The sequence below is a fragment of the Betaproteobacteria bacterium genome (assembly GCA_016713305.1).
Taxonomy (GTDB): domain Bacteria; phylum Pseudomonadota; class Gammaproteobacteria; order Burkholderiales.
In genome coordinates, this window is sequence record JADJPK010000009.1 from 100,699 (window position 1) to 125,849 (window position 25,151).

17 protein-coding genes and 2 pseudogenes are annotated in these 25,151 nt (G+C 67.8%); 10 read left to right on the plus strand and 9 right to left on the minus strand.

Going from position 1 to position 25,151, the window contains the following annotated elements; genetic code table 11:
* The first annotated feature begins 13 nt into the window (after positions 1-13).
* From IPK20_12795 to IPK20_12805, 3 genes and pseudogenes are all read left to right on the plus strand, one after another.
* Positions 14-1,558, plus strand: coding sequence for an EAL domain-containing protein (locus IPK20_12795; protein ID MBK8017495.1), 1,545 nt, complete (start codon positions 14-16; stop codon positions 1,556-1,558).
* A 420-nt stretch (positions 1,559-1,978) separates the two neighbouring features.
* Positions 1,979-2,419: a (2Fe-2S)-binding protein gene (locus IPK20_12800; protein ID MBK8017496.1), complete on the plus strand. Its 441-nt coding sequence runs from the start codon at positions 1,979-1,981 to the stop codon at positions 2,417-2,419.
* A 61-nt stretch (positions 2,420-2,480) separates the two neighbouring features.
* Positions 2,481-3,011 (plus strand): annotated as a pseudogene (locus IPK20_12805) (molybdopterin-dependent oxidoreductase).
* Between the two features lie 140 nt (positions 3,012-3,151).
* Here IPK20_12805 and IPK20_12810 read toward each other — a convergent pair.
* Positions 3,152-3,319, minus strand: a complete 168-nt coding sequence (locus IPK20_12810; protein ID MBK8017497.1) for a hypothetical protein — start codon at positions 3,317-3,319, stop codon at positions 3,152-3,154.
* A gap of 71 nt (positions 3,320-3,390) precedes the next feature.
* Here IPK20_12810 and IPK20_12815 point away from each other — a divergent pair, with 71 nt between their 5' ends.
* On the plus strand, positions 3,391-4,725 hold the full coding sequence (locus tag IPK20_12815) for a xanthine dehydrogenase family protein molybdopterin-binding subunit (protein MBK8017498.1): 1,335 nt from the start codon (positions 3,391-3,393) through the stop codon (positions 4,723-4,725).
* Between the two features lie 63 nt (positions 4,726-4,788).
* On the opposite strand, the gene IPK20_12820 is transcribed toward IPK20_12815, so the two are convergent.
* From IPK20_12820 to IPK20_12830, 3 genes and pseudogenes are all read right to left on the minus strand, one after another.
* On the minus strand, positions 4,789-5,019 hold the full coding sequence (locus IPK20_12820; GenBank protein MBK8017499.1) for a hypothetical protein: 231 nt from the start codon (positions 5,017-5,019) through the stop codon (positions 4,789-4,791).
* A gap of 220 nt (positions 5,020-5,239) precedes the next feature.
* A pseudogene (locus tag IPK20_12825) lies at positions 5,240-6,893 on the minus strand (ATP-binding domain-containing protein).
* A gap of 15 nt (positions 6,894-6,908) precedes the next feature.
* A complete protein-coding gene (locus tag IPK20_12830) occupies positions 6,909-8,150 on the minus strand; it encodes an ExeM/NucH family extracellular endonuclease (protein MBK8017500.1) in 1,242 nt (413 codons plus the stop codon).
* A gap of 894 nt (positions 8,151-9,044) precedes the next feature.
* On the opposite strand from IPK20_12830, the gene IPK20_12835 reads away from it, so the two are divergent.
* Positions 9,045-9,959 carry an SMP-30/gluconolactonase/LRE family protein gene (locus tag IPK20_12835; protein ID MBK8017501.1) on the plus strand — a complete coding sequence of 305 codons (915 nt, stop codon included), beginning with the start codon at positions 9,045-9,047 and terminating at the stop codon, positions 9,957-9,959.
* Between the two features lie 13 nt (positions 9,960-9,972).
* On the plus strand, positions 9,973-10,644 hold the full coding sequence (locus IPK20_12840) for an RraA family protein (protein MBK8017502.1): 672 nt from the start codon (positions 9,973-9,975) through the stop codon (positions 10,642-10,644).
* Between the two features lie 668 nt (positions 10,645-11,312).
* Here the strand turns inward: IPK20_12840 and IPK20_12845 are convergent.
* From IPK20_12845 to IPK20_12855, 3 genes are all read right to left on the minus strand, one after another.
* Positions 11,313-12,047, minus strand: coding sequence for an enoyl-CoA hydratase/isomerase family protein (locus IPK20_12845; GenBank protein MBK8017503.1), 735 nt, complete (start codon positions 12,045-12,047; stop codon positions 11,313-11,315).
* A 36-nt stretch (positions 12,048-12,083) separates the two neighbouring features.
* On the minus strand, positions 12,084-12,866 hold the full coding sequence (locus IPK20_12850; GenBank protein ID MBK8017504.1) for a SapC family protein: 783 nt from the start codon (positions 12,864-12,866) through the stop codon (positions 12,084-12,086).
* A 176-nt stretch (positions 12,867-13,042) separates the two neighbouring features.
* Entirely contained in the window at positions 13,043-14,191 is a 1,149-nt protein-coding gene (locus tag IPK20_12855; GenBank protein MBK8017505.1) for a 2-oxo acid dehydrogenase subunit E2, read from the minus strand.
* A 620-nt stretch (positions 14,192-14,811) separates the two neighbouring features.
* On the opposite strand from IPK20_12855, the gene IPK20_12860 reads away from it, so the two are divergent.
* Genes IPK20_12860 through IPK20_12870 form a run of 3 tightly spaced genes read left to right on the plus strand, consistent with a single transcriptional unit; the run spans position 14,812 to position 18,916 of the window.
* Positions 14,812-17,304: an AAA family ATPase gene (locus tag IPK20_12860; protein MBK8017506.1), complete on the plus strand. Its 2,493-nt coding sequence runs from the start codon at positions 14,812-14,814 to the stop codon at positions 17,302-17,304.
* A complete protein-coding gene (locus IPK20_12865) occupies positions 17,301-18,104 on the plus strand; it encodes a hypothetical protein (protein ID MBK8017507.1) in 804 nt (267 codons plus the stop codon). Before IPK20_12860 ends, IPK20_12865 begins: the two co-directional genes overlap by 4 nt.
* Positions 18,062-18,916, plus strand: coding sequence for a murein L,D-transpeptidase (locus tag IPK20_12870; GenBank protein MBK8017508.1), 855 nt, complete (start codon positions 18,062-18,064; stop codon positions 18,914-18,916). Before IPK20_12865 ends, IPK20_12870 begins: the two co-directional genes overlap by 43 nt.
* Here the strand turns inward: IPK20_12870 and IPK20_12875 are convergent.
* A complete protein-coding gene (locus IPK20_12875) occupies positions 18,902-22,045 on the minus strand; it encodes a bifunctional aspartate transaminase/aspartate 4-decarboxylase (protein ID MBK8017509.1) in 3,144 nt (1,047 codons plus the stop codon). The genes IPK20_12870 and IPK20_12875 overlap by 15 nt on opposite strands.
* 215 nt (positions 22,046-22,260) lie before the next feature.
* Here IPK20_12875 and IPK20_12880 point away from each other — a divergent pair, with 215 nt between their 5' ends.
* Positions 22,261-23,589: a GTPase gene (locus tag IPK20_12880; GenBank protein MBK8017510.1), complete on the plus strand. Its 1,329-nt coding sequence runs from the start codon at positions 22,261-22,263 to the stop codon at positions 23,587-23,589.
* Between the two features lies 1 nt (position 23,590).
* Here IPK20_12880 and IPK20_12885 read toward each other — a convergent pair whose 3' ends face one another.
* Positions 23,591-24,295, minus strand: coding sequence for an rRNA pseudouridine synthase (locus tag IPK20_12885; protein MBK8017511.1), 705 nt, complete (start codon positions 24,293-24,295; stop codon positions 23,591-23,593).
* Positions 24,296-25,151: the final 856 nt, after the last annotated feature.

Sequence of the window (25,151 nt, forward strand, 5' to 3'; positions counted from 1 at the left end):
GATCCGGACCCTCGTGCAGGAAGGCGCCCTCCACTGCGTCTTCCAGCCGCTCCTGAGCTTGGCGGATGGATCCGTCTTCGGATTTGAAGGACTGCTGCGGGGGCCGGGGCGGAACGGACAGCAGTCTCCGCTGGCGTTGTTCGAGTCGGCAACAAGGGAAGGTTGCGTCGAGGAGTTGGAAGTCGCGGCTCGAAGGCTCGTTGCGGAACGGTATCTGAGTCTTGGGTTGGAAGGAAAGCTGTTCGTCAACTTCTCGCCGTCCCTGCTGGCGAACCAGCCACTTCGACCGTCGCGCGCCGACCCTCCTGCCGGACTGGAAGGGATCCCGCCACAGAACGTCGTGATCGAACTGACGGAAGGCAGCCAGGCGACGGACTTCGACCGGCTCGTACAAGTCCTGGACCGCTACCGGTCGCAGGGCTACCACATCGCCATCGACGACCTCGGCGAGGGCTTTGCGAGCCTGAAGCTCTGGTCCAAGGTGCGGCCGGAGATGGTCAAGGTCGACCGGCACTTCATCAACGAGATTTCGTCGGACGGGCTGAAGCTCCGCTTCGTGCAGGCGATTCAGCACATCGCCGAGAGCTCCGGGGCCGCCATCGTGGCCGAGGGCGTGGAAACCGAAGCCGAATTGCGCGTGCTGCGGGATCTCGGGATCCCCTATGTCCAGGGGTTTCTCACTGCCCGGCCTGCGGCCAAGCCTGCCGTCCGCCTCTCATCCGCCGTGCAACAGATGCTGTCCAGCCAGACGATATCGGTCTACCCCGAGAGCGTCAGGTCGTACCGGCGCTCTCCCGCCGCCTCGAAACTGCTTCGCCACATCGTTCCGGTGGAGGCTCAGGCGCGGAACGACAGCGTGTTCGCCCGCTTCGAGGCCGATCCCGAACTGGAGAGCCTTCCTGTCGTGAGGTCGAACCGGCCCCTGGGACTCATCAACCGGCACGAATTCTTCGATCGCTTCGCACGGCCGTATCAGCGCGAACTGTTCGGCCGCAAGCCTTGCACGACCTTCATGGACGATGCCCCGCTGGTCGTTCCGGCTACCCTGCCGATCCAGGAATTGAGCCTTGCGCTCGCGCGGGGCGAGCGGCGTCACCTCTCCGACGGTTTCATCCTCACGGACCCGGCGGGACTCTATCTCGGAATGGGCACAGGCCACGACCTGATGCGCGAGATCACGCAACTGCAGATCACGGCCGCGCGCTACGCCAACCCGCTAACCCTCCTGCCCGGCAACGTTCCCATCTCCGAACACATGGACCGGCTCGTGGCCGCCCGCGCGCCCTTTGTGGTCGGACATGCGGATCTGGATCATTTCAAACCGCTGAACGATGCCCTCGGGTATCGCAAAGGTGACGAGGTGATCCAGTTGCTCGGCCGGACGCTGGGCGAATGGGTCGATTCCGAATGCGACTTTCTCGGTCATGTCGGCGGAGATGACTTCATGCTGCTCATGCAGAGTTCCGACTGGGAGTCGCGACTTCGTTCCGCACTCGCCGGATTCCAGCGCCACGTTCCGGACCTGCTCGACGAAACAACGCGGGCGCGAGGGGCTTGAAGCCGAAGACCGCCGCGGTGAACGGCACTTCTACCCGCTGCCATCCCTTTCCATAGGCGCAGTGGTCATTCCTGCAGGTCTGGGCCTGTCCGCCACGGAAATCTCCGCCCTCGCGGCCGAGGCAAAACGGCAAGCGAAACGCCTCGGCGGCAATAGTCTTTTGTGGAACGGCGGCGCCTTACCGGCTAAGACCGGCGCCCCCGTTCCCCTGTCAATTTCCTGCTCGTTCCGGTCCCCATCAAGCGGTCCGTCAACGGTTTCGTCACAGCCTTTGTGTGATTTTGTCACACACATATCTCCAACGCGTGGTATCTTTTCCCGCGTTGCGTACCTGACCAAGACTTCTCGATGCCGCCGCGGGTGCCAACAGCCGTGCCTCAGCATGGCTTCTCCTTCACCCTCTTCAGGACCAATCGGCAAATGGCAACTCTCAAACTCAACGTCAACGGCAAGGACCACACGGTCAACGTCCGCAACCCCGACATGCCTCTGCTCTGGGTGCTGCGCGACCTCCTCAACCTGACCGGGACCAAGTACGGCTGCGGCATCGAAGTCTGCGGCGCGTGCACGGTCCTCATCGACGGACAACGGGAACACGCCTGCGTGTTCGACGCGTCCTCCGCAGTGGGCAAGAAGGTGGTGACGATCGAAGGCCTGTCGCCCGACAACAGCCACCCCGCCCAGAAAGCGTGGATAGAGCATCAGGTTCCGCAGTGCGGCTACTGCCAGCCAGGAATGCTCATGACCGTCGCGGGGGCCATGAATGCGGGCCACCATGGAAACGAGATCCAGTCGGAGCTGAAGAACCTCTGCGTATGCGGAACCTATCAGCGCATCCGGAAAGCTCTCTCGGCCCTTTGATTTGTCGCCCCGGTCTGCGGGCGCCGATGGCGTCCTTCGACCGCTCACTCGGAGATACGACATGGATGCACCCAACTCGATGACGCCGTCCCGCCGCACGTTTCTCGGCACGGCCGCAGGCGGCCTGATCCTCGGTTTTCGCCCTCCCGGATCATTCCTGATTGGCCGCGACGCGGCAGCTGCCGCGGGCCAGGTCAACGCCTGGCTCACGGTCGGCTCGGACAACAGCGTCACCCTCTCCATCGGTGCTGCGGAGATGGGTCAGGGCACCTTCTCGACACTTGCCCAGATCATGGCCGAGGACCTGATGGTGGACTACCACCGCATCAGGACGACACAAGGCGTGCCGACAATGGCCAGCCCGGCCCCCGTCGGTGCCGCGATCAATACCGTCGGCAGCAGCGTGACACGGCGAAACTTCTGGGCGCTGCGCGATGCGGCAGCGAGTGCACGCGAGATGCTTGTGCAGGCGGCCATGACCCGCCACGGCGATTCCGCGCGATCTCACTACACGGTGACGGACGGCGTGATCACCCATTCGCCTTCCGGTAAGACCTACACGTACGGCGCGGTGGCGGACGCTGCATCCCTGCTGTCTCCGCCGGCGAACGCGCCTCTGGTGCCCGACCTTCAGTTTCGAGCCATCGGAAAGAGCCTGCGGCGGCTCGACATCCCCGCCAAGACGAACGGCAGCGCGGTCTACGGCATCGACGTCCGTCTTCCGGGCATGGTCTACGCGGTCGTCAAGCACTGCCCCACCTTCGGCGGCCGGCTCGCCGCCTTGCCGGCCACACCCGCGGGAATGATCGCCGTGGTCGCGCTGTCTGTCTCCGCCGGAACCGGACGCGGCACCGAATCGACGGGACTGCAGAACGCCGTCGCCGTGGTGGGCAGCAACACCTGGGACGCCTGGCAGGCTGCGAAGTCTCTCCGAGTCTCATGGTCCCTCCCGGCCAGCGCAACGGCACTCAATGACGCGCAGATTCTTGCCACGGCTGTCGCTTTCCCAGACTGCGCCACCTTACGTTGCCGGCGCGGCCAACCCGCCTGGCACGCTCTACACCGTCGAGAAGAGCGCACAGGACCCGAACACCGAGATGGCATCGGCCGCCAAGGTCGTGGAAGCCGTCTACACCCTGCCGTACGTGGCCCACGCCTGCATGGAAGTCCTCAACTGCACGGTGGACTACGTCCCCGGGGTGAAGTGCGACGTCTACGCGCCCACGCAGTCGGCCCGTTCCGCACTGTCACTCGTGATGACGCTGACCGGACTGCCCGAATCGAAGGTGAAGATCAACGGCACCTATCTGGGAGGGGGCCTGGGCCGCAAGTCCGAAACCGACTTCATCGGCCAGGCGGTCCAGGTCGCGATGGCGCTGCAACGCCCGGTCCAGCTCTTCTGGCCGCGCGAGGAGGACTTCTCCCGGGACCAGTATCGCCCCATGGCCGTGGTGCGGACCAGGGCGGGACTGGACCGAGCGGGCAACGTGGCCGCCTGGACGTACCGCAACGTATCGCCCTCCATCCTGGGGCAACGCGGTTCGGTGCTGGGGGCGCGCGGCGACAGTCAGGGCTACGAGGCATCGCAGGATCTGCCCTATGCGTTCGGCAGCCGCCTGACCGAGTGGGTATCACACCCTTCGCCCATTCCCGTGGGATTCTGGCGTTCGGTCGGCGCGTCCATCAACACGTTCGCGGTCGAATCGATGATCGACGAACTCGCGGCGGCGGCAGGGCGAGATCCCTACGAGTACCGTCGATCGCTCATCACCGATCCCCGATGGCTGGCGGTTCTCGACGCAGCCGCGGAACTGGGTGGCTGGAACTCGCCATTGCCCAAAGGACGGGCGCGCGGCATCGCCATCGGCTCGGCATTCGGCAGCATCGTCGCGGAGGTCGTGGAGCTGTCCGGCGCGACGTCGACCGGATTGTCGATCGCGCGGGTTTCAGTGGTGATCGACTGCTACCTGGCGGTCAATCCGGATTCCATCGAGGCACAGCTGGTGGGGGGCGTGGTGCACGGCCTGAACGCGGCCCTTTACGGACGCCAGAGCTTCGCCAACGGCGTTCCGCAGAACCGCAATTTCAACCGCAACCGCATGATCCGCGGCCGTGAGGCGCCCCAGGTCAACGTGCGCACCATGCCCAACCCGGACACCTCCGACCGGACCGTCGCCATCGGCGGTGTAGGCGAACTCGGCGTGCCCACGTTGGCGCCCGCATTGGCCAATGCGTACTTCCGCCTGACGGGCAAACGGCAACGGTCCCTCCCGTTCTTCCCTGTTGCCACGATGGGCGGGCTCTGAGCGAAAGGACCGGTCCGGACTCGCGTCGTCAGCGAAGTCCGGACCGCGTCCGGCTCCGCTCACTCATCTGAGATTGCAATCGAATCCGGCGCTCAGGAGGAACGCGACGGCGCCCGTCCCTTCCGCCGTGTAGCCCCGATCCGAACCCGGCTTTCCGAAGATCTGGAACCGTCCGTCGAGGAGAAGCGCCGTGCGGTCAGTCATCCGTACTTCGACGCCCGCGCCCAGTTCCAGGTAGTCGCGCAAAGTGCGCTTCCAGTATGGAGAGGGCCCGTTCCCCGTGTCGACGGTCACGGCGTCCAGCCGCGTCAATCCGAAATTGCCGACGAGGTACGGCCGGAAGGAGTTGCCATCGCGGAATCTCCACCTTGCCCCGCCGTAGAAGGCCGTAGCGCCGAAGTCGCCGAACTGCGCACCCCCAGGGAATTCCCCACCCTTGAAGTCCGCAACAATGGTCCGAGGCCATCCGGGAACGCGGCCGCTTCGATGACCCGTGGACGGCCGCGACGAAAACCTACCGGCCGTCTGCCACGGAGGTGTCCGAGGACAGGAGCCTTGCGGCCCGCGCCGACATCACCATGATCAGCTTCATGCTGGCCCGTGTGGCGCCCACGAACAGTTTGCGCAGCACGCGCTCGTCGAGGTCGGCGAAGTCGATCTCGGTGAACACGATGCAAGGCGCCGCCCTGCCCTTGAACCGATAGACCGAGTCGATGAGCACCTCCCCGTCGCTGTACTCCGGGTTCCCCAGCAGGTCATAGCGGCCGGTGGCGGCCCGCAGACGGTGAGGGCCGAGTTGGGTAACCGCGGCGAGCCTTGAATTCTCGCGGCCGCGGTAGGTGACCACCCCGATCATCGACCGCTTGAAACCCAGCCCCACGGCCAGCGTGATGGCCCGCTTGGTCGCGTCCTCCAGTTCGTCGGCCCGGTCGTAGCGCACCACCTGCACCGACGAGTCCGATAGCGGGCTGCCCTCCGTCACCGCCGGATCCAGGCAGGCTCTTTCCCGCAGCCACTGCAGGATGTCCCGCAGGGCTGCGGTAGTTGGTGTCGGCCCGGAGACGCACCCACCCCGGAAGCTCGACCGCGGGCCGGTCGTACAGATTCTGCTGCGGATCCTCGAGCCACCAGGCGCGCCCCTCCGCCCGCACCCAGCGCAGCAAGGGGTCGCGCCAGGCTGGGTCGAAATCCTGTCCTTCGTCCACGATCAGCTCGTCGAACTGCTCCGCTTGCCCGGGTCCCACCGCCGCGAAGGCGTTCTCCAGCCGGGCAAACACGCCGGGGCTCGCGAAGTCCGGCGATATGCCGTGACGCCTCGCCGTCCGCTCGCAGAGCTGGTGGTACGTCGCGACTTCGGCGTTTTCCGGGACCAGACGGCTCATGTGGTCGGCCAGCGGCCGGTTGTAGCAGACATACAGGGCCCGCCGGCCGGCGGCTGCGGCATCCCGGATCACGGCCAGGGCGAGTTGGGTCTTTCCTGAGCCTGCGGTGCCGGTCACGCGGAGCCTGAAGGGCGAGAACTCCAGGGCTCGGGCCCAGTGGGTGAGTCCGCCCGACAGCCGGGTGTAGAGGCCGTCCACTTGCTCGGCAATGGCGCCGATCTCGGGAGTGAGCTCGAGCAGGTCCCGGAGGAAGCGATGGACCTTGACGGCGACCGGCGAGGCGGCCTCGTCGAACGGCAAGGCCTCCTGGATTGCACGAGCGAACTGGGCACGCCGGCTCGCATCGACGATGCGGCTCGGCTCGATGCCCGCCGCCGCCGGCTGGCGAACGACATAGTCGGGACAGAACAGCAGCGTTTCCACGGCGAGCGCTTCCCCCTTCCAGGCCGCCGCGAACCTGCCCTGCAAGGCATCCGCGCTGCGTGCCAGACGAGCCGCGATCTGGACCGGACCCGCGGGCAGTGCCTTCACCAGCCCGGCGGGCGTCTCGGAGAGGAAGCCTGTCTTCTGTTCGATGAGCAGCACCCGGCCCGACGGGGACACCACCGCGAAATCGATCTCGCCATAGAGCGAGTGGCCGTTCTCCAGGCGTGTCCAGTGCACCCCGTGATAGACGGTGTAGTCGTCGGACAATCCCTCGTCGAGCCTGCGGAGCGTCTCGATGCGGCGCTGCGCCGGCCCCGCCGCTTCGAGCGTCTTCCAGCCATGCGGGACGATTCGAGCCATGTATCGGTGTGCTCCTCAGCGATGGAAAGCGCCGAGCATAGACGGGGTCCGCCCGCGCTCGTTCGCCGCCGCCGCGGTGTCGCATCGCGGCACCGGCAGTCCCAGCGACGTGCCCGAGGCCGGAGACGGTGAATTCCTCACATCGACCACGAGCGGATCGTGATCGGAAGACCGCCAGGGGCCGGCCTCTTCGTCCGTGCCGGGGGCGGGATGCCGGTAGTCGAGCAGCGCCGGCTCGTCCGCATTGATGTGCCAGTGTTGCGCCGCGACGATGCGATCGGCCAGCGTAGCGGACGCAAATCCGTGGTCCAGGGTTCCCGCCCTCGCATCGTGCACGTGCGAATAGTTCGCTGCCCTCTGGTCGAGCGGCAAGGCATCGCGCAGTTCCGCCATTCTCAGACGCTCGAGCGCACGCTCGCACGCGTAGGCGTTGAAATCCCCCAGCGCCAGCACCGACCCGCCGGGCGTCCGAGGGACCAGCCCGGCGACGAAACGCAACAGCGCGCCCGCCTGCCGTTCCCTGCGGTCCGCGTAACAGCCCTGCCCGTCGCCCGCGTCGACATCGGACGGCCCGGCGCCTTCACACAGCTTCGACTTGAAGTGCACACCGACGATCGTGAACGAAAATCCTGCAGTCGTCCGGAATGTCTGGGCCACGGGTGCCCGATGGTGAACCGGATCCGAGTCGGACAATGCCGGCCCGACCGGATCCAGGCTCACCAGACGGTAGATCAGGGCGACTTCGATCGCATCGGTGCCCGTCCCCGCTTCCGGCGGGTTCCGGGCGGCGTAGCGCAGTTCTCCCACGTGACGATTGAGGGCGGCAGCGAGATGGCGCACCGAGGCTCCGCCGTTGCGCTGCATCTCCTGCAGCACGAACACATCCGCATCGAGTTCGGCGAGCGCCCGGACAAGCTTCGCCGTCTGCCGCTCGAACTGCTCCTGACTACGTGCGCCGCGGCAATCCGACCGCCGGTCCGACGGCAGGCATGGATGACGAGGCCACCCGGCCGCGCTGCCGTCCGGAAACGAGGTGAAGTAGTTGTAAGCGTTGAACGAGACGACCCGCACCGCCCGTGACGAACGTGCGGGTGCCGCGGGACGGGGGTTGGACCGCGTGATCTGCAGCGGCCGCACGAACTGCAGCCGGTACGTTTGCACCGCGACCGGACCGCGCGCTGGACGAACGCTTCCATAGTCGACGATACCGACCGGGTCGCTGACCGTGTCACCCAGCCGCACTGCCTGCAGTGCCACGCCGTCGTCGGGGACGGCGTACCCTCCTCCCTCACCTCTCCTGAGATGCCGCTGTCCAGGACCAGAAAGCCCGGGGCGCGCCATGGAGAGTTTTCGGCGAGACCGGCCGCAGGCGGAGACATCTGGACACGCTGAACCAGCCGGCCACGCGTGGAAAGGAGCCACTGCCCCCGCACATCCGGCACGGCGCGATCTGCCACCGTGAAAGTGCCGCGAATCCGGACGAGCATGCCTTCCAGGCGCTCCGGTTCCGCGGCGGCCAGTTCGGCAGCATCGACGTCGAGAGGATCGACCGTCCCCGATCCCAGTCGGGCAGTCACTTCGGGCTCGGCGATCTCGGTCAGCGTCATCGGGGCGCCCCGCGGCAGATATTCGCGCACGACGCCGGTCAGCCTCACCCGTTCGCCGGCCTGTACCGTGACGGGATCCCGCCCGACGTAGACGAAGACGCCATCGGACGAGCGGGGATCGCCGTCGCCGTGCTCGTCCTGGAGAGCGAAACCGCGCAGCCCCGGCAGCACTGCCGTGACGATGCCTTCCGTGGTGACTCGCTCGCCCGAGAAGGGACTCACCGGGCCGGTCCCCTGAATGACGAAAATCGGCACGGCGCGCTGGGGCGCGAACGACTGCGAGGCCGCCGGAAGAATCGCACAGGTCAGAAGAGCGGCAAGGACCGCTGGTCGAACCGCGGCCAATACACGTTCACGCGGGAGCATATCCGCCTGTCCGAATGGACACGAAAAGGGACACGGAAAGGATTCTTGAGCTCATCGGACCAGTGTGGCGGACCGCGCGGATTTGCGCCATATTCGACTGCGCCGGCACCCCAGCGAGAGCCGGTCCATCACAGGAGGAGTCGCAGTGACGACAAGGTTGGAACTCTCGGGCCGGACGATGGCCACGGGATTGCAGTTTCCGGAAGGCCCCGTCGCTATGGCGGACGGGTCGGTCATCGTGGTCGAGATCGCCCGGGGCACCCTCACGCGGGTCCTGCCCGACGGCCGCACCGTCGTGGTGGCGGAACCAGGCGGAGGCCCGAATGGCGCGGCCGTGGACGCCGACGGCAAGTTCTACGTCTGCAACAACGGCGGCTTCAACTGGACGCGGGAATCCGACGGCCTGCTGCGGCCGCACGGGCGAGCGGATGCCTACGTCGGGGGCCGTATCCAGCGCATCGACGTCGAAACCGGCAAGGTGGAGGATCTGTACACCGAATGCGACGGTGTCCCGCTCAAGGGTCCGAACGACATCGTTCTGGACGGCAAGGGAGGCATGTGGTTCACCGACCTCGGCAAGGTCTACGGCCGGTTGATGGACCGCGGTGCCGTCTACTATGCGAGGACCGACGGCAGCCTCATCCGCGAGGCCATCTTCCCGCTGGTAACCCCCAATGGCATCGGTCTGTCGCCCGATGGCGGTACCGTCTACGTCGCCGAGACAGAACCCGCGCGGCTGTGGGCCTTCCGCATCACCGGTGAAGGCACGGTGCACAAGGACCCGTTCCCTTCCCCGCACGGTGGCCGTCTGGTGGCGGGGCTCCCCGGCTACCAGCGTTTCGATTCCCTCAAGACCGAGGCCGGGGGCAACATCTGCGTCGCCACGCTCATCTCCGGCGGCATCAGCGTGATCAGTCCTGAAGGTGAGTGGCTCGAGTTCCACAAGGCTCCCGAGGTCTACTGCACCAACATCGCGTTCGGCGGACGCGGTCTGCGCAAGGCCTTCATCACGTTGTCCGGCTTCGGCACCCTGCTGGAAGTGGACTGGCCTCGCCCCGGTCTGCGGCTGCACGGCCAAACCGTCCCCGTCTGAGGAGGACCTTGCGATGACATCCGCCGAGGAACTGTTGCGGCAGCGCTTCCTGAAGGTCGACACCACCACCGTGTCCGATGTCCTGGAAAAGGTCGGCCTCTACGATCAGGCGCTCTCCACTGCGCTTGTCCCGATCTCGTCCGGCCAGCCGAAGGTCGCGGGGCACGCCTATACGGTACGGGGACAGATGATGCCGTACACCGGTCCGGGCGACCCGGACAAGATGCAAGCGATCGACGGGATGACGCCCGGCGTGGTCTCGGTGTGGGCGGGGGACGCCGAGGGCATGGCCTGCTTCGGCGAGCTGCTCGCGCTCGGAATGAAGGTGCGCGGCTGCGTGGGGATCGTCGTGAACGGCGGCGTGCGCGATGCGGACTGGATCGCGCGGCATGGCGTGCCCGTCTACGCGAAGTACCGGTCTCCCGTGCAGTCGATCGGACGTTGGAAGGTGACCGGCTGCCAGGTCCCCGTGTCCATGCCGGGCGCGACGAGCAAGCGCGTTGCAGTCGCGCCCGGCGATTTCATCCTCGGCGACGGCGATGGGGTCGTGGTCGTCCCTGCAGCCCACATCCCGTTCGTGCTCGACGAGGCAGAGAAAATCACGGAGCGCGAAACACGCATCCGGACCGAGATCGACCGGGGCGCATCGCTGGACATCGTGCTGGGACGCTACGGCAGCGTTTGAGTCCCTCGTGACGGGTCCGCCTCCGCGCAGGGCCGGCCGTCGCCCTTCTCCCTTTCCCGTCCCCTGCAGCACCTGGGCCGCGCTGCGATCCGCGCATCGCAGGCGGGTTGCGTGACCGGCCCACTTTTCCGCGGGCACCGTCCGTTCGCGGCCGGTCACCGGTGTCATCACGCTGCCCGGCCGTATCCAGAGAGGAGGCTTCCATGAAACACGCCCGCTTGCCGCGGCCACCGGGCGTTCCCGCGAAGCGCGGGGCTCTCGCCCCATCACCATCTTCAACGGCACGCTCCTCGCGGGCCGAACCGCATTCCGCAGGAACGCTGGACGCACGCTTCACCGCGCATCGAGACGGCTTCTCCGGCCTCACCGGCACCACGACCGCCGCCCACATCCACTGCTGCACCGCGTCCGCGAACAGCGGCTCCGCAGGCGTCGCGACGACGCTGCCTTCGTTCCCGGATTTTCCCGCCGGCGTGACCTCGGGCGACTACGACCGGACGTTCGACATGACCGAGGCCACCAGCTGGAACACGGCCTTCGTCAACGCGAACGGCGGCACCCTGGGCACGGCGTTCTCTGCCTTGGCAACCGCCTTCGAACAGGAGCGCGCCTATCTCAACATTCACACGTCGTATCCGGGGGAGGGGGGGGGGTGCGGAACCGGAGACCTACGCGCTCTTCATGACGGGGTGGCCTGCTGCGGTGGCGCCCGCAGGCTGACCGGACTTTTGCGCCGGGCTTCGCGCCCGGCGCCCGGAAGGCGTCCATCCCTTCCCGGAAGTCGTCGCTGGCCGCGCTGCAGGAACGCGGCCCGTTGGCATCGTGTCCGATCGAACGATTCGCGCATCAGCCGCTTGAGGTTGCCCAGCGCGGCTGACCAGGCCCAGCCGCAGTGCTTCCTGGGCGTCGAAAGTGTCGCTCAGCAGCGCGATCTCGAGCGCCTTGCGCGTCCCCACGATCCGCGGCAATGCCCAGGAATTTCCGCAGTCGCAACTCGTGCCGATGTTGGCGTAAGCCAGATTGAACCGCGTGCCTTCGGCCGCGATGGCGAGATCCGCGGACAGCGCGATTCCCAATCCGCCGCCCGCCACCACCCCGTGCAGACTCGCCACGACAGGCGCCTGCAGTCCCGCCAGCAGCCGGAGCGCCTCGTGCGCCAGGTCGATGAGCTCACCGGCGTTGGCGACGGGGTCCTCTCGCATGACGGCGATGTCGCCCCCCGCCACGAACGCCCTCCCCGCTCCGCTCATCACGACAACCCGGACGTCCGGGTCCGCTGCGATGGACCTGCAGGCATCCCGCAGGCCTCGCGCCATTTCCGTGTCGAGCGCATTGAGGACATCCGGCCGCTGGAAGACCAGCCTCGCCACGGAACCGTCGCGCGTGAAACTCAGCGGTGCCATGCAGGCTCCTTCCTCGCCGACAAGAGCGCCGTCACCTCAATGCACGCTCGCCGGGGCTTCCGCCTGTTCCGCGGCCGGCGATTCCTTGGCAGCGGCACCGGTCGACGACAGCCGTTCGATCATCGTGCCGAAGTTGCGCATCGACTGCAGGTGGAGATAGACGAGTTCGAGTTCGTCGGTCTTCGCAAGTTCGGCCAGGACGTCCGGTGCCAGCGCCTTGAGGCGGTCGCGGTTGACCACCTGAAAGCCGCTGAGGGAGAGCTTGTCGCCGGCGTTGGTGGTGATCTGGGCCTGCATGGGATCGAGCAGGTTGTGCTGTTTCAGCTTGCGGCAGAACTCCTGGGTACGCACGAACTGGGTCTGATATTCCTGCAGGAACTGGAGGACATTCTGGGTATAGGCGCTGGGCTTGCCTTCGGTGTCGAACAAGGCGGAACCGCGCTTGTCGCGATTGAATCCCTTGAAGGCTTCGTCGATGCACAGCGTGAACGTCTTGCCATCCTCGCTGCTGGAGAAGATGAACGGATAGCGTCGCGCGAAAGCGGGAACATACTTGGCGCTCCAGCCCTTTCCCTCGCTCACGAACAGGTTTTCCTTGGCGCGCAGACCCAGGATCACCGCCGGCATCACGGCTTCCTCGGTCCCGGCGAAGATGATGCTGTACTCCACGGCGGCCGGCGGGAACTCCACGGCCATCAGGGGCATGGAATTGACGTGCTTGCTGAACGCGTAGTCGGAGCCGACTTCGACGAAGCAGCCTCCATGGCGGGCATTGGATACCGGAACGGCGCTTTCGTAGATCAGCTGTTGCGTGGTCATCGTGACTCCCTTTTGTAGATTCGGCCCCGGAAACAGGGCCGCGCAAACACCAGCATAGCCCATGCCATTGGACAGACTGATTACGACTTTCGTCAGACCGGCGACGGGCAGCCAGTGGCAGACGGGATTGCAGGGGGCCGCGAGGCGATTCCGCTGCGGCTTCTGCGGATCTCCTCCTACGCGCGCGGATCGGGCGCGTGCAGCAGTTCGTCGAGGGTGTTCAGGAAGCGCGCGCCATGGCGGCCGTCGCTTACCCGCAGATCGGCGGACAACGTCGCCTGCAGGACCTGGGCCGGGACGATCCTGCCGTCGTCCACCCAGGGCCGCAGCATCGTCTTGCCCAGACCGACCACGGCCACCTGCGGCGGAACGATCACGCCATAGACCGTCTGCACGCCAATCTCGCCGAACTGCGTCACGGTGATCGTCGGACTGGCCAGTTCGGCACTGCGCAACTGTCCCTCGCGGGCACGGCTCAGGAGATCCCTGAGCCGTGCCATGAGTGCGGGCAACCCCAGGCGATCGGCGTCGCGGATCGCGGGTGCCACGATACCGCCCTCGCGCAGCGCGAACGCCACGCCGACGTGAATCCCGGGAGCCTGTCGGAACGCGTTGTCGATGAAGTGTCCGTTGAGATGCGGCGACTCGCGGAGAGCCACGGCCACGGCCTTGAGGGCGAGTGCCGGGAAGACGATGTGCCTCGACAGTCCCTCCCGAGCATTGTGCGATTCGAGCCAGGCCATCGCGCGGTCGATCCGGATCTCCTGCCCCAGATAGTAGTGGGGGATCTCCCGCTTGGAGTGCACCATCGCGGCAGAAATGGCGGCCCGCGTCGTCTCCATCGGGGAAGGCGGCTCGGGGTGCTGTGGCATCAGTCCGGCCTCCCGTTCCACGTCCCCGAGGGTGATCGCCGCCCCGGCCCCGGTACCGTCGACCCGCGCGAGATCGATGCCCAGTTCCCCGGCGCGTTTGCGGGCGGCCGGGGAGATTCTCTTCCATGAAGGGATCCCGGCATCTGCCGGAGTCGCGTCCGGCGACCCGCCGGGGGATTCGGGAGCCTCCGGTAGGGAAGCAGCCATCGAGGCGGTCCCGGCATCCCGGGCAACCCGGGCCAGCAATCCGCCGACGGCGAGCATCTGGCCCGGTTCGGCCACCAGCTCCGTGACGATTCCCGGCTGCTGGATCGCCACATCCACGGTGCCGGCCGGGGTCTCGAAGACGCACAGCACGTCGCCGATCGACACGTGATCGCCTCTCCTGACCGTCCAGCGGACGAGTCTTCCCTCTTCCACGCCGTCGCTCAACGGCGGCAATGAGAATTCCATCGCTTCACCCTGTCGAACCCGATCCGGGGCCTTGTTTCTTTGACCCGGAACTCTTCTGATTGACCAGATGCCGTCCTTTCGCAGCACGATCTGTCAGCCGGCACGTGCGTGTGCCTCGCACGGGACACCCGTACCGATGCCCTCGAGCGGCCGATCCCCGCGCCACATGGAAGGACTTCGCTTCCTTCGGCGGCACCTCCGGCACAGGTCCCGGATTATTCACGATCCCGAAAGCGAGGGCAGCACTTCGCAGGCTGATCGCCGCAGGACCGTCGACTCGGCTGTCAGGGAGACGATCGCGGTCGCGCCCCGCGGCCGGCCGCACCGGCGGCATGCCATCGCGACAGGCCGACCGTGTCGGTGGGAACGGGCGAAGTGACAGGGCCCGCACACCTCGTGCCGCCGAGGAGAGCCATTCCGCCGATTCCACCGGCGCCGACGCTTCCTCGCATCGTGCCGGAAGATCGATCGCGGGAATGTCGCATCCTGTGCCGTCGAACCTCCTCATCCTGTGAGCGCTGCCATGCACGCATGCGGCGGTTTGTGCCATCCTCGGCGCAGTGGCGCAGAGTGCTGGCGGAGCGCTGCACCTACATTGATGCCGATCAAGCAAAACCACCGTGACCAGAAAGAAGCCCCCGCCCCCCCTTCCGGCAACCTCCCTCGAAGCCGAACGCCTGTACCGGCCGTCCCGGTTCGAAACGATCGATTTCCGCTCCACGGACGAGCTGGAGGATCTGCCCGGCGTCCCGGGTCAGCAGCGGGCGCAGGAGGCGCTGTCCACGGCCATCGACATCCGGCGTCGCGGGTACAACGTGTTCGTCCTGGGGCCTGCCGGGGTCGGAAAGCGGACCGTCGCCGTGGAATACCTTCGCAGCCGGGCAGCGGCCGACCCGCTTCCGGACGATTGGTGCTACGTCCACAACTTCGACGCACCACAGCGTCCCAGGGCACTGCGGCTTGCCGCGGGAGACGGTGCGCGGCTGCGTGCACAGATGCGCGGCTTCGTCGAGGAGCTTCGTGCGGCCATTCCCGCACTGCTGGACAGCGACGAGTTCCGCTCCAGGGCAGAGCAGATCGACGCGGAGTTCAGCCATCGGCAGGAGGAATTGTTCCTCGCCCTGGGTGAGGAATCGTCTCGCGACGGCATCGCGCTGGTGCATACCCCGGCAGGTTTCTCCTTCGCGCCCATGCGGGAAGGCCAGGTCATCTCGCCCGAGCAGTACGAGGCCCTGCCGGAGGAGGAGCGCAACCGGATGCAGACGAGGCTCGGCGCGCTGCAGGAGCGTCTGCAGGCGACGGTCCGCCAGGCGCAGTCCCTGCAGAAAGCCAAGCGCAACGCCATCAAGGAACTGGCGCGGGAGATGACGCTGTCGGTCGTGGGCGGCCTCACCGAAGAGATCAAGGCGAAGTTCGCGCAGATCCCCGCGGTGCTGTCCCATCTGGACGCCGTGCAGGCGGACGTGCTGGAAAACGTCGAATCCTTCCGCCGGCCTGCGGATGGCGAGAGCAATCCCCTGCCTGTGGCACTGGAAGAGGACGACGCCTTCCGCCGCTACGAGATCAATGTGCTCGTCGGCTCCGACGCGCAGGGCACTGGCGCGCCCGTGGTCGTGGCGGACTACCCGACCTTTCCCAATCTCCTGGGCCGCATCGAGAACGTGGCTCGCCTGGGCACGCTGGTCACGGACTTCTCCCTGATCCAGGCAGGTTCCCTGCACCGGGCGAACGGGGGCTACCTGGTCATCGACGCGCACAAGCTGCTCACCCAGCCCCTGTCCTGGGAAGGGCTCAAGCGGGTGCTGGCGTCGGGTGAACTGCGGCCGGAGACTCTGGGCCAAAGCCTGGGGCTCGTCACCACGCTCGCGCTCGAACCCGAGCCCATTCCCATCGACGTCAAGGTCGTGCTGGTCGGCGACCGGATGCTCTACTACCTGCTGCAAGGCCTGGATCCCGAGTTCGACGAGCTCTTCAAGATCCCGGCGGACTTCGAGGACACCCTCGAACGCACGCCGGAGAACGAAGCGCTGTACGCGAGGCTGGTGGCAGCGCTGGTGCGCAGATCGAGGCTGCTGCCCTTCGACCGCTCCGCCGTCGCACGCCTGGTCGAGCATGCGGCGCGCGAGGCCGAGAATGGTCTGCGTCTTTCGGCCCAGGTCGAGCAGGTGCAGGACCTCCTGCTCGAGGCGGATCTCCTGGCGCGCAAGGCATCGGTGGCGCAGGTGACCTCGGACCACCTCGAGGCCGCCCTGGATGCCCGCGACGGAAGGATCGGGCGGATCCGCGAGCGCCTGCTCGACGCAGTGCTGCAGGACGAGATCTACATCGACACCACCGGCGCCGTCGCCGGGCAGATCAATGCCATGTCGGTCAGCATGGTGGGCAGGCTGCGCTTCGGTCATCCGATCCGGCTCACGGCGACCACGCGGCTGGGTGACGGCGAGATCATCGACATCCAGCGGGAAGTCCAGCTGGGCGGCCCCATCCACTCCAAGGGCGTGATGATCCTCGCGTCCTATCTGGCTTCGCGCTACTCCACCGACCGCCCGCACTCCCTGTCGGCGACGCTCTCCTTCGAACAGACGTACGGCGAGGTCGATGGCGACAGTGCATCGCTCGCCGAGCTGTGCGTGCTGCTTTCGTCGCTGGCGGACCTGCCGGTCGCGCAGGGTTTCGGCATCACCGGTTCCGTGAATCAGCGGGGCGTGGTGCAACCCATCGGCGGCGTGAACGAGAAGATCGAGGGCTTCTTCGACGTCTGCCAGGCACGGGGACTCACCGGATCGCAAGGCGTCATCATCCCTGCCGCCAACGTGCCACACCTCATGCTGGCGAGCCGCGTACGCGACGCCGTGGCCGCGCGGCGGTTCAGCGTGCATGCGGTCAGCCACGCAGACGAAGCGATCGGACTGCTCACCGGAACTCCCGCGGGCGAGGCGAATGCGCGGGGCAGCTATCCGGTGGGTTCCGTCAATTTCCGCGTTGCCGCGCGGCTGCTGGAACTGTCTCTCATGCGGCAGACCTTCGCGAGCCTCGCCGTGCGGATCAAGCGGGTCCGCGAACCCGCGCCGAAGGCGGCAAAGGCGGCGAAGCCGCCGAAGTCCCGATCGTGACGACACGGGCTGCTCCTCAGGAGCTTCCTCCGCTTCCGCGCACGCGGCTGCTGTTCGTGCTTGCCGCCAGCTTTCCTTCATCGCCGCGGGCACGGTTGTTCCGATCGCTCGCAGTCGACTCGTCCATGGAGGTGGAAGTGCTGTTTCTGGAGGACGCCGATCTCCTGGGACTTGCCGCGCTGCCGTTCGCGCTGGAGATCGGGCTTGCGTCCGGCGTCGCGCGCACGATGCTCCGGCACGACGTGGAGCGCACGCTGCAGACGGCGGCACGGCGCGCGGAACAGGAATTGCACGATCTCGCAGCGCGGCACCGCTTCCGCTACACGTTCGAGGTCCGCCGGGAACACCTGCGGGCAGCGTGGGACCAGGCGGCCCGGCCGGCGGACGTCATCGTGCTGGAACCGCAACGCACACTGCGTGCGTCCTGGCACGGGGCGCCGTCCTCGCCGAGAGTGTTCGTGCGCTACGACCCGGCCAGCGCGTCCTCGGAACACGTCTTCTCCACCGCACTGGCACTCGCCGGGACCCGGCGGGAGTCGATCGTCGTTCTCGTCCCGGCGGCCCACACTGGCGTGAGCGCCGCGGAAATGTCCCGACTCGCCGCACACCTTGGCGTGCGGGCGGACTGCATCAAGACCATCCGGGAGACACCCGCGGTCGCTCGCGACGCTCTCCTGGACTCCCTGTCGCCCGGAAGGCAGGACGTGCTGGTCCTGTCCACCGAGGCCGTCGAGGACGGCGTACCGGCCTGGTCGCAGTGGATCGAGAACCGGACCTGTACCGTCGCACTCGTGCGCTGAAGCGCGCCGTCTGCGCACTTGCCGTGCTTGGGGCACACCTGCTCCTTGCGACGGTGGGCCATGCCGCAACGCCGCTTTCGGTGGCGGAACTGCGCCAGACGTACGCGACGCTGGTGGAGCAGCGGCTGAGCGTTCCGGATCCCGAGGCATGGCGCTACGGCCGCATGATGGAAACCGCCCTGAGAGAGAACGGCGCACGCCCCGAGCCGCAGTTCGTGCTGCTGGTGGATTGTGCCCCCTCCGTGCAAGCCATGTTCGTGTATCTCCGGCTATCCGACCAGGAGGCACGGCTTGTCGGAGCCTCTCCCGTCTCCACCGGCAGACCCGGCGCCTACGAACACTTCGCGACCCCGCCGGGCGTGTTCGAGCACACGCTGCGCGATCCGGACTTTCGCGCCGAGGGGACGAAGAACGCGCAGGGTGTGCGCGGCTACGGCAAGGCGGGGATGCGGGTCTTCGATTTCGGCTGGGTGGTCACGCCGCGCGGCTGGGGCGACGGCCGTCCCGGCGCCATGCGACTGCAGGTTCATGCCACCGATCCCGACCTGCTGGAAGGCCGGCTGGGCACGGCGTGTTCCAAGGGCTGCATCCGCATCCCTTCGGGCGCGAACGTCTTCCTCGACCGGCACGGCGTGCTCGACGCGGACTACGAACGCGCGCTTCGGGAGGGACACGCCGTGTGGCAGCTGCGCTCCGATCGCCTCACCACGCCGTGGTCCGGCCGCTACCTCGTCGTCGTGGACTCCGCGAAGCCCGAGCGGCCTGTCTGGGCGGCGTTCCGCACGCGTGTGCGATCGCTACGGCCGCGCTGATCCGACCTCCATGCGGGCGGCCACATTCGCCACGCACGCATCGATGCGGTCATCCGGGCCGACCCGCATCACGTCCTGTTCGCCTTCCGAGATGGGTTCCTGCCAGCGCATCTGGTCGGCCAGCACGCTCGTGGTGGCCTCGGACACATTCCCGGCATCCCGCCGGCGCGCTTCGATGCGCCGGCGCAGTTCCTCCTCGCCGGCCTCGCAGCTCACCACGCAAAACGGCAGGGTCAGTCCGCCGGCAAGCATGCGGAAGCGGTCCCGCTCCGATCGCAGCAGCGAGGCCGCATCGACCACGACAGGCCAGCGGCCCTCGCCGGCAACGAGACGCGTAAGAACCTCCAGCCGGTCGTACACGCGCCGCGTGAAATCGGCGGAGTACACCCCGGGCATCCCACCCGTCGACGCCTCGGCGGGAAGTCCCGCCAGGCGCTTGCGCTCGACGTCCGAACGCACCCGTACCGCCCCGAGCGATTCCGCCAACCGAAGCGCGAACGTGCTCTTGCCGGAGCCGGACAGACCGTGCATGGCCACGACACTTGCCCGGGCGGAGCGGGCGAGATCGCGCGCCAGATCGAGGTGCCCGCGTACTTCCGGCGGCATTGCTCCGGCCGCCGCTTGCTGTCCCGACCGTATGGCCGCGACCTTCGCGCGCACGAGTGCCCGGTAGACCAGGAAGAACCGCAACGGCACCACCGCCTCGTAGTCTCCGGTGACCGCCAGATACTCGTCGAGAAACCGCCACGCCAGCGCGGGCAGTCCGTGATCGAGAAGATCCATCACGACGAACGCAATCTCGCTCGCGACGTCGATCCAGCGCAGCGCGGGCTCGAACTCGATGGCATCGAACGCGACCGGCGCGCCGTCGATCCAGGCGATGTTCCCCAGGTGCAGGTCGCCGTGGCACTCGCGAACACGTCCCGCGATCCGGCGCCTTTCGAGCATGGGCGAGATCCTCGCGAATTCCGTGCGGGTCCAGACGTCAAGTTCGCCCAGATCGCTGGACGCGCAGAGATCGGCATACCGCGCTCGCAGGGAAGAGACGTTGTCGAGCGCCTGGTCGAGCACGGTCGCGCTCGCGCCCCAGCGGCTGTCGGCCGGCGTCCCATCGGCCCTGGCGTGGAACCATGCCACATGCCTGGCGAGCTCCACGACGTGTGCCGGGCCGAGTTCGTTCCGGCGGGCCATGGCATCGAAGAGGTCCGTCTGCCGGAAGCGCCGCATCCGGACCGCGTACTCGGCGGGGTCGCCGGCGGCGCCGACGCAGGGCCCGGAGGCGGAGTCAGCGATGGGAACGACATCCAGGTAGAGCGCCGGCGCGGTCCGGCGATTGATGCGCAACTCCTCTTCGCAGTACCGCCGCCGGAGCTCCAGCGTGGAATAGTCCAGAAAGGGCAGCGCGAGCGCCTTCTTGATCTTGTAGGCGAATTCTCCCGCGAGCAGCACGTAGGAAATATGCGTCTCGAGCACGTCCACCTTTTCCACCGGGTGCGGGTAACAGCGCGGATCGAGCAGCCGGCCGACGAGTGCCCGTTGGTCCATGCGGATCAGGTCCCGCCCGAATCGGTGCAAACGGCGCGCAAGGCGCGCCCCACGCGCTCGAGCTCCGGCTCCGGCAGGTTCGCGAGCGACACGCGCAGGGAAGAGTCGCTTCCGCCGAAGCCGTTCCCCGGAAGGACGACCACGCCGTGGCCGGCGGCAAGCCGGCCCAGCAGGTCGGGCATGGAGGGCGGCAGCACGGCCGGCGAGGACTCGGGGAACCCATTGCCGGACCAGCCCGGCCGTATCGAGCCATTCGTAATACCCCGTGTGGTCCCGCACGGAAGGCGGGGGAAGACCGAGCCCGCGCCACAAAGCGGCACGCCTGCCGGCAAGAGCGGTCTGCAGCTCGTGACACCTCCGGCCCTCCGTGTCCATCAGGGCGTCGAGAGCGAATAGCGCCAGCTGAACCTGCTGAGGCGTGGAGAGCCCGGCCGTGTGATGGAAGGCGACCCCCCGGCTGTCGGCGACCAGCCGATGGAAGAAATCCGGCCCGCCGGGAGCAGCGCTCAGCGAGCGGTAGCGCGATTCATCGGTCACGATGCGCGTATCGGGGCGCTCCGCCAGCCAGCGGTCGAGCACGTGATCGGCGGCAAGACTCATGATGCCCAGCCGCCAGCCCGTGGCGCCGAAGAACTTGGAATACGAGAAGAGGGCCGCCGTATTGCGGGGCAGCCGGGCGGCGAACGATGCGTATCCCGGGACGAGCGGCCCATAGACGTCGTCGCTGATCACGAGCAGATCGGGGCGCTCGGATTCCACCAGCCTGCCGATGCGCTCCACCACGTCGGCCCCGAGCGGACACGCCACAGGATTGCCTGGATTGACAGCCACGAGAGCGCGTATGTCGGGGTCGCGCAGGCGATCGATGCAGTGACGCGGAAGCTGCCAGCCGTCGTCATCGTCGAGCGGCAGCGCGTCGATCCCGAATCCGAAGGCGGGCCGGCTCAGGATCTCCAGATAGGGACTGAAGATCGGCGTGACGACCGCGATGCGATCACCCGCCGCGAGCAGTCCGTTGCCCAGCAGGGACTCGAACAGATAGCAGATGGCGGCACTCGCGCCTTCGGTCGCGAAGAGCCGCATCGACCGCGCGGTACGCTCGTCCAGTCCGTACACCTGTGCCAGGTGGGCGCGGCAGATCCGGTCGGGCAGCGGAAGCATCGCCGGGGGCTCGGGGTACCGCGCGCCCAGCACCCCATCGCACAGTCCGCCGAACAGAGCGCGCCGGTCGATGCCGAGCGCGGATTCCGCCCACGTCAGCGCCCTGCTCCACCACGGCTCGCCGTCGGCCTCGTTTCCCAGTTCACGGAGGAAGGCGTCGAGCTGCGCATCACGATCGGGAAGTCCGTTGCCGAGGGCGGCGTGATGCCCGAGCTGGAAAAACGCCCGGCGCGGTTCGATGGCCATCCAGTCCGGATTTCCACGGCCGGCATCGAGAAGCCGGCCGCCGGGACGCGCAGCAGCGCTGCGCGCGAGACCGAGCAGCCGATTCCTGATCTCGAACGGACTGGTGGCGGATTCCCACGCCGGGGATGGACTCCCCCCTGCGCCGTTCACCCCGAGTGCAATCCGGCCGTGCGTCATGCGCCCGAGCATATCGCACCCGACCGACCGTTCAGTTGCGGACCGGCAGGGGATCCTTGCGCGGGGAGCCCACGCCGCCGCTCGATCGCGAAGTGGCGCGGCCGCACCCTGCGCGTGGCCGTGGCGAGGACGTCCGGACCGGCCAGGTCCGCACCGACCCGGTCCCGTCTTGCCGAGTGTTAGATTCGTCTTCCGCCACCAGACCGGATTCCGTCATGACCCGACGCATCGTCATTCTGGGCGCCGCCGGACGCGACTTCCACGACTTCAACGTCGCGCTGCGTGACGACGCTTCCGCCCGGGTCGTCGCCTTCACGGCGGCGCAGATCCCGGGCATAGACAGGCGGCGGTATCCGCCTGCCCTGGCCGGTCCGCGCTACCCCGACGGGATTCCCATCCTGCCCGAAGCGGACCTCGAGACGCTGGTTCGCAACGAACGCATCGACGAAGTGATCTTTGCGTACAGCGACGCGTCTCACGCCGACGTGATGCATCTCGCGTCGCGCGCGCTCGCGGCCGGGGCCGATTTCTCTCTCCTGGGTCCGTCGCGGACCATGCTGCGCGCAGACCTTCCGGTCCTGGCCATCACGGCCGTGCGCACCGGCTGCGGCAAGTCGCAGGTTGCACGCTGGGCAGCCGGTGTCCTCTCGCGGCACGGCCTGCGCGTGGGCATCCTCCGGCATCCCATGCCCTACGGCGACCTGGAACGTCAGCGCGCTCAGCGCTTCCTCACCCTTGCCGATCTCGAGGCCGCGGACTGCACGGTCGAGGAACGCGAGGAGTACGAGCCGCACCTGGCGGCGGGCCACGCGGTGTTCGCCGGCGTGGACTACGGCGAAGTCCTGCGGCTCGCACAGGCGCAGGCCGACGTGCTGCTGTGGGACGGGGGCAACAACGATTTCCCGTTCCTGCGGCCCGACCGCCACCTCGTGGTCGTCGATGCGCTGCGTCCCTCCCAGGTGGCGACGCATCACCCCGGGGAGACGAACGTGCGGATGGCCGACGCGGTGATTCTCAACAAGGTCAACGCAGCATCGGGCGAACAGATCCGCCAGGCCACCGAGAACATCCGGTCGATCCGCCCCGGCGTTCCCATCTTCGCCGGCCAGTCGATCGTGGACCTGGACGAGCCCGAACGCGTGCGCGGGAAGCGCGTCGTGGTCGTCGAAGACGGCCCCACGCTCACCCACGGCGGAATGCCGACCGGCGCTGGCTACGCTGCCGCCCTTGCCGCCGGCGCCGCAGAAATCGTCGACCCGAGACGCACGGCGTCACCCGAACTGCGGGAGGTCTTCACCCGCTATCCACACATCGGGCCCGTTCTGCCTGCGGTGGGTTATGGCCCGGCGCAGTGCCGGGCCCTGGCGGAATCGCTCGACCGCAGCGGCGCGGACGCGATCGTGTCCGGCACCCCTGCGGACCTCGCCCGGCTGCTGAACCCCGTACTCCCGGTGGTGCGCGCCCGTTACGAATTCGCGCCGGCGCCCTCTTCCGGGCTGCAGGACTGGCTGGACGGATTCGCGCGCGGGGTGGCCGCGCCGTGACTCAGAATTGCTCGTCCTCGCCCAGATAGCGCCACTGACCGGGCGGAAGCTCGCCCAGCCGCACACGGCCGATGCGGATGCGCTTCAAGCCTGTGACCTTGAGTCCCACCATTTCGCACATGCGGCGAATCTGCCGCTTCTTGCCTTCGCTGAGAATGAAGTTGAGCTGGTCGTCGTTCTGCCAGCGGACCTTCGCGGGCAGCAGGGGTTCTCCGTCCAGTTCCAGTCCGTGCCGCAGCAGGGCCAGCCCCTCCGGCGCGAGTCGTCCCTCGACGCGCACCAGGTACTCCTTCTCGATGGTGGAGTCCGCGCCGATCAGCTTCTTGGCAATGCGGCCGTCCTGCGTCAGCACGAGCAGCCCCGTGGAGTCGATGTCGAGGCGGCCGGCGGGGGCAAGCCCGCGCAGCTGCGCCGCCGAGAAATGCAGCGGCGAAGGATCGTCGTCCGCGTGCGACTGGGCACCGATGAGCGACACCGCCGGGCGATAGCCGTCCTCCGCCTGGCCGGAGACGAATCCGACCGGCTTGTTGAGCAGGATCGTGACTCGTTCGGACTGCCGCGAACGCGCGGCCTCGGCCAGCGTGATGGTCTGGGTCGGCAGTACCCGCGAACCCAGTTCGGTCACCTGCTCTCCGTCCACGAACACCCAGCCCCGCTCGAGGAACTCGTCGGCCTCGCGTCGCGAGCACATGCCGCGCTCGGACATGAGCTTGGAGACGCGGACCCGGCCATCGTTGTCCGCCGCGGGCACGGCGACGGACGTTCGCGCGGAGGGTGCCTTTTCGGCCTGGGTGCGGCCGCGAGCGTCTGTCTCCGAGCGCGCGCCACGCGGGCGTTGAGCGCGCCCCTTGGAGGGAATGCGCTCCGGGGGCGCCTTTCCCGAAGCCTTGTTGGCGGCAGGCCGGCCGGTCCGGGGCCGTTCCTGACCGTCGAAACGGGACCGTTCGGAGCGGGCCTGGTCCGGGTCTGCAAGCTCGACAGGTCGGGTCCGTGAGCGGGCCGCGCCGGGGCGCTCCTGGGATTCGGACCGGGGACGGCCGGATCGCGGCCCTTCCGGTGCGGCCGCGCCCCGCGGAGTGTCCGGCGGCTTCCTGCCGGCATACGTGCGATCCGGCCCGCCGGGTCGAGGACGTTCTGACCTGGGGCGCTCCACGACGGCACGCTCGGAAGATTCGTCGCGTGACCGGCCCGCGCGCGCGCGTTTCGCATCGTCTCCCGCGGGACGCTCGGTCCGGACGCGATCCGGGCGGGCACTTCGGGGCGAATCGCCGCGCGACCGGCCGGCGTCGGGACGCCCCGGGCCGCCTGACCGCGGACGCTCCGAGGCGCCCTGCGCGGCCGGTTTCGACGATGACCGGCCCGAGCGCGGACGCTCCGAGTCTGCGGATCCGCTGCGCTCGGACACCGCCCGTCCCGGCGCCCCGGCACGTGATCGATCCCTCTCGGACGGCTCTGTATTTCCGGATCCCCGGCGCTCGGATGCGTCGAGCCCGGATGGCTTGGCCCGGGCCCCATCGGCATCGGGTCGCTTGGCATCCTTCTCGGGGCCGGCCTCGGGAGCG